This window comes from Streptomyces sp. NPDC001156 (assembly GCF_053598275.1).
The window spans coordinates 1-4,327 of the sequence record NZ_JBSFJX010000381.1 but is presented as its reverse complement, the minus strand read 5'-3'; the positions used below and the strand labels follow the sequence as shown (position 1 = coordinate 4,327).

General features: G+C 70.0%; 7 protein-coding genes. 6 read left to right on the top strand and 1 reads right to left on the bottom strand.

All coding sequences use genetic code 11. The annotated features are described in order from the left end of the window. The coding region (locus ACWDA7_RS50875; protein WP_450614769.1) for a hypothetical protein at positions 1–270 on the top strand (270 nt) is incomplete at its 5' end. A 383-nt stretch (positions 271–653) separates the two neighbouring features. Beyond that, positions 654–998, top strand: a complete 345-nt coding sequence (locus ACWDA7_RS50870; RefSeq protein ID WP_450614767.1) for an STAS domain-containing protein — start codon at positions 654–656, stop codon at positions 996–998. Positions 999–1,245: 247 nt separating this feature from the next. On the opposite strand, the gene ACWDA7_RS50865 is transcribed toward ACWDA7_RS50870, so the two are convergent. Continuing rightward, complete coding sequence (locus tag ACWDA7_RS50865; protein WP_450614765.1) at positions 1,246–1,464, bottom strand: hypothetical protein; 219 nt, start codon at positions 1,462–1,464, stop codon at positions 1,246–1,248. A 726-nt stretch (positions 1,465–2,190) separates the two neighbouring features. On the opposite strand from ACWDA7_RS50865, the gene ACWDA7_RS50860 reads away from it, so the two are divergent. The 4 genes from ACWDA7_RS50860 to ACWDA7_RS50845 form a co-directional block, all read left to right on the top strand. Continuing rightward, positions 2,191–2,511 (top strand): ArsR/SmtB family transcription factor, encoded by a 321-nt coding sequence (locus ACWDA7_RS50860; protein ID WP_450614763.1) that lies wholly within the window; start codon positions 2,191–2,193, stop codon positions 2,509–2,511. Beyond that, the gene (locus tag ACWDA7_RS50855) at positions 2,504–2,965 is read left to right on the top strand and encodes an SRPBCC family protein (RefSeq protein ID WP_450614761.1); all 462 of its coding nucleotides are present in this window, start codon (positions 2,504–2,506) and stop codon (positions 2,963–2,965) included. Before ACWDA7_RS50860 ends, ACWDA7_RS50855 begins: the two co-directional genes overlap by 8 nt. Before the next feature lie 366 nt (positions 2,966–3,331). Further along, positions 3,332–3,685 (top strand): helix-turn-helix domain-containing protein, encoded by a 354-nt coding sequence (locus ACWDA7_RS50850; protein ID WP_450614759.1) that lies wholly within the window; start codon positions 3,332–3,334, stop codon positions 3,683–3,685. A 92-nt stretch (positions 3,686–3,777) separates the two neighbouring features. Next, on the top strand, positions 3,778–4,327 hold a 550-nt coding region (locus ACWDA7_RS50845; protein ID WP_450614757.1), incomplete at its 3' end, for a hemerythrin domain-containing protein.

The window sequence follows — 4,327 nt, the reverse complement described above, 5'->3', positions numbered from 1 at the left end:
ATGGTGTGCGTGATCGTGGCGGCGCCATCCGGATCGGGCGGCCGTCGTGTGACCGTGGATGGCGAGTGCCTGGGCACGGCGTACTCGCTGCACGACTTGACGGTGTTCCTGCAAGATGCCGGGCTGGCCGGGCTGGTGGGTGGGGACGAGCTGGACGTGGCCGAATCGGACCTCATCGAGTGGCACGGCGGTGGCCCCGAGGTGTGGCCGCGCCTGGTTTGTCCCGACGGCTGGGCGGGCCCGGAAGGTGGGCCCGCCTCGCTGGTGTGAGGGAGGCGAGGCGGGCCGGGGGGAGCCGACCGCATGGCGCCCGGGTTCACGCTGCACGGGAGGCGAGCGCGGAGGGGCGATCTTCCTGCGCGGCAAGCCTTTCGAGCGATGCACTGGTCGCTCGTTCCCGTGCGAGTCGAGCCGCCACGGCCTGACGGTCGGCGCATCCCTGCCTCCCGGCGCTATGGGAGGCAGGGGCGGGGAGCCTCGGCTCCTGCGTGGGGGCGATCGAGCCGAGGTGTGGAGATCTGTACCCGCATGGGGCAGGGCTGTAGCTGCACCGGCCGGGTGATGCTTTGGCCAGTCGTTCATGCGCATGCAGAACGAAAGTGCGGCGGGCGCGGACCGCAACCCCTCCCCAAGGCATAGTGTTTAGTTCGGGCATGCAGCCCGAATTCGGCATTAGTCACCACGAAGAGAACAGCTGGACCATCGTGGAAATCCACGGCGAAGCGGACGTGTACACAGCGGGGCGGGTCCGCGCACACGTCGTAGACCGGATCAGGGAAGGCCGCCTGCGGATCATCATCGATCTGCTGGGCGTGCGCTTCATGGACTCCACCGGCCTGGGTGCGCTCGTCGCCATCCGTAGACGCCTCCACGACCGCGGCGGGGAGGTACGCCTGGTCCTCACCAACCGGCACCTCTGCCGGCGCTTCACCCTCACCGGCCTGCACAGCGTGTTCCCGATCTACGAATCGGTCGACGTGGCGAAGGCTGCGGCATGAGGCTCTTCGGCGCCGGGCGCCGGGGAGGGAAGCACCGGGCCGCGCTGGCACAGCTCCTTCCGGCCCTGCGGATCGCTCTGGCGGGGCAATCCCTGCCCCTCTGAAGCGGCTGCTCGTGCGGTCCGCGCTCGCCCTTCCCCGTGACGCCGGTAGCCACGGCGGCCCACCAGGGCCTGGGTGATGGTGGCGCCGTACCAGCGGTGCGTGCTGCCCGGGCCGCAGAGGCGGCGAGGCGCCTGGCCTTCTCTCACGGTCTCGGCGACCACACCTCCGGCCCTCCGCCGCGCCACTCGATCAGGAGCGACTCGGCCACATACACCTCATCCCAGTCCTCCATGCCGACGCGGTTCAGGAACACTCGCAAGTCGTGCAGGCTGTGCGCGGTGCCGAGGGTCTGATCGTCGATCTGGATACGCCGACCGCCTGTCTTGTCGGGCGGGGACACGATCACAGGATGTCCGGCCATGACACCAGCCTCGCGCGGAGGCGCCACATGTGCATGCCGCGGCTCGGTGCGGGCCACGCAGGAGGGTGTCGTCGCGCTTGCCCACCCGTATGACCACTCCGGGTCGCCGTCGTCGCGCTGCCGGATCAGGCTAGGCATGACGCCGCGCGGCCTGCTGTCCCCCCGCAGGCTGCCGCACGTCCACGCAGGGCCCGTCGCGACTCGAATGGGGTGGGGGCGGGCTCGCATGATCGACGTGCGGCCGAAAGCTGGCCGCGTGATCCTGGTGGGGCGGGGGTTGACCCAGAGGTGGCTGTTCTGTCGGGGTCATCGCTCAGCTCAGGTAATGGCCTCCGCTTCCGGACGTGGCTCGCTGCCTGCGCTCGCTGCCTGCGCCGACAGCAACCATGGCCCCTCCCACCCCCTGCATGGACTTCAGTCCATGCAGGGGGTTCGTCATGCCTACCGAGCAGATGGCGCGAACCCATAGACGGGGCGGCAGCCAGTTTTCGGTCGCCTGTCGTGCGCTCGATGGCATCCGTGCCCTGTGCGCCACCTCGAGCCGCGTCTGGACGATGTTTGGGTTCCGGGCGGCGCGGTGACCATGTCCGGCTTGCTCGCGGTCTTCGGCCCGCTTCCTTGTGCGGTGTTGGCCGCGCCTGGCGCCCGGCCGGGGCTTGGTCGCTCGTGTGGCTGTGTCTCGTCGTCCTGCTTGACCCGGCTGTCCGTAAGTCATAGCTTACGTAAGTGGTGACTTACGAGGGTGCCTTGTCCGCGCTGGCCGACCCGACCCGGCGGGCCATCTTCGAGCGTCTCGTCGACGGTCCCAAGGCAGTGGGGCAGCTGGCTGAGGGCCTGCCCGTGAGCCGTCCCGCGGTCTCCCAGCACCTGAGGGTGCTCAAGGAGGCCGGGCTGGTCGTGGACCGAGCGGTCGGCACGCGACGCGTGTACCAGCTCAACCCGGCCGGGCTGGGTGCTTTGCGCGCCTGGCTCGACCGGTTTTGGGATCAGGCACTGGCCGCGTTCGCCGCGGCCGCCGAGAGCGAAGGAAAGCACGAACATGACTGATGGATCCGTCCGCAAGAGCGTGACCGTCCAGGCGCCGATCGAGAAGGCGTTCACCGTCTTCACGCAGGGCATGGACAGCTGGTGGCCGCGCGGCCACAAGATCGGCGAGGGGGAGCTGAAGCGGGCGGTCCTCGAAGGCAGGGAAGGGGGCCGCTGGTACGAGATCGACACCGACGGCAGCGAGTGCGAGTGGGGCCGGGTGCTGACGTGGAAGCCGCCCACCCTCCTGGTGCTGGCCTGGCAGATCGACGCCGCCTGGCGCTTCGATCCGCAGCTGAGCACTGAGGTGGAGATCCGCTTCGTCTCCGAAGGGCCGGATCGCACCCGAGTGGAGCTCGAACACCGTGACCTGGACCGCTTCGGCGAAGCCCAAGACGAGGTCCGCGCCGCGTTCGATTCGCCGGGCGGCTGGCCGGGTCTCCTCGACGCGTTCGCCCAGGCAGCAGCGGCATAGCCGCAAAGGCGGCATGCCCCCGCGGTGTGGTGCCGGACATGGTCGCGGAATCTGTGTTGCACACGGCCCTCCCGCCTCGATTGGCAGCAATGTCGGGAGGGCCGTTCTGGTGCGCTCGAAGGCGCTCTTGGCCACGGTAGAGGCGGATGCCGCGGCTGCCGAACGGCGCCTTGCGGCAGGCGAGTTGACCTGCCCGAAGTGCGGTGGGGCCCTGCGCGGGTGGGGCTGGGGGCGGTGCCGTCGGCTGCGCGGGCCAGCCGGGTTGGTGGAGGTGCGTCCGTGCCGGACCCGCTGCATGACCTGCTCGGTCACGCATGTTCTTCTCCCGGCCTTCGCCCTGGTCAGGCGGGCGGATGTTGGGAGGTGGTGGGGGCTGGGCTGGAGCTGGCCGCGTGCGGATGGGGCCATCGACGAATCGCGGAACGCCTGCGCCGACCCACCTCGACGGTACGGGGCTGGCTGCGGTGCTTCTCCCGGCGGGCCGTGCCGGTCGCCGCGGTCTTCACCTCCTCGCTGGTGGCACTCGCCGATGACCCGTCGGTGGTGCTGCTGGCGCCCACAGCGTCGGCGGTCGCGGACGCAGTCGCCGCGGTGGTCGGCTACGCCACCGTGACCCGTTCCCGGTTCGCCGTGGCCACCGCGCCGATCTGGCGGATTGCGGCGGTGGCCTGCCACGGATGGCTGCTGGCGCCGGGCTGGCCGCCGACGAGAAACCGGTAGTCGATCAACACGAGTTGGCCCTGATAGGCGGGCGTGCGGCACGCCAGCCTTGGCGGTTGACGTGTTCGCACCCGTCTTTGGAGGCCACAGGTATGGCATTGGTCGATGAGGAGGAACGCCGACGGGCCGAGCGGGCCCACCAGATCGCGTTGTTCCGCTACCAGTTGATCCGCGAGGCGGCCGACCCTGCGTTGTCCCCGCGCCAGCGCGGGGCGATGGTGCGGGAGCTGGCGGCCAAGACCCACACCGATCCGTTCGGCCGACAGATCACCATTGGCCGCGGCACCCTGGACCGGTGGCTGAGGAACTGGCGCGAGGGCGGCGATCGGATCACGGACAAGGAGCTCCGGGACCACAGCCGTATCGAGAAGCTTCTCAAGCAGCTGGAGAAGACGAACGCCGACGATCCCGAGATGAGCCCGCTGCTGCAGCAGCTCATGGAGGAGGTAGCCGCCCACGTCGAGGACGAGGAGAACAATCTCTTCCGATGCTGCGCCAGGCCCGTTGGCCGAGGCTCAGGCCCGGCAGGCCGTCACGCTCGCCGCGACCCTGCGCTACCCCACCGACATGGACGTGCAGCTGCTCCACCTCCTGGGCCCCAGTGGGACCACCCGGCTGGACTGGGCCACCGGATGCGAGCCG

Bases quoted from the DNA above. Each gene is read 5' to 3' on its own strand.
- ACWDA7_RS50870 (WP_450614767.1), top strand. From the start codon at position 654: ATGCAGCCCGAATTCGGCATTAGTCACCACGAAGAGAACAGCTGGACC.
- ACWDA7_RS50865 (WP_450614765.1), bottom strand. From the start codon at position 1,464: ATGGCCGGACATCCTGTGATCGTGTCCCCGCCCGACAAGACAGGCGGT.
- ACWDA7_RS50855 (WP_450614761.1), top strand. From the start codon at position 2,504: ATGACTGATGGATCCGTCCGCAAGAGCGTGACCGTCCAGGCGCCGATC.